Source organism: Winogradskyella poriferorum (assembly GCF_050618035.1).
Classification (GTDB): Bacteria; Bacteroidota; Bacteroidia; order Flavobacteriales; family Flavobacteriaceae; genus Winogradskyella; species Winogradskyella poriferorum_A.
In genome coordinates, this window is sequence record NZ_JBODPY010000196.1 from 1 (window position 1) to 225 (window position 225).

Sequence of the window (225 nt, forward strand, 5' to 3'; positions counted from 1 at the left end):
TAATCACCCAAGTAGAACTGTCTCCTGACAGTACACTCATGTCCACAAACTCTACCTCTATAAGGTCATCAGTTCCTTCGCCAACACAAATCTCTGCTGTAGTATCTGTTGTGCCTGCAATTTGGATTGCTCCACCATTTACTGCATTTCTTGATACTGAGATTGGGTTTGATAAATCAAAACATCCTGATAGGTCTGCAACGTTTGTTGCTGTTCCTAATCCGA

The 225-nt window shown here is 41.8% G+C and carries 1 protein-coding gene; it reads right to left on the reverse strand.

Going from position 1 to position 225, the window contains the following annotated elements:
• A partial coding sequence (locus ACRHOC_RS15450) for a hypothetical protein (RefSeq protein ID WP_431159476.1) occupies positions 1–225 on the reverse strand: 225 nt, incomplete at both ends.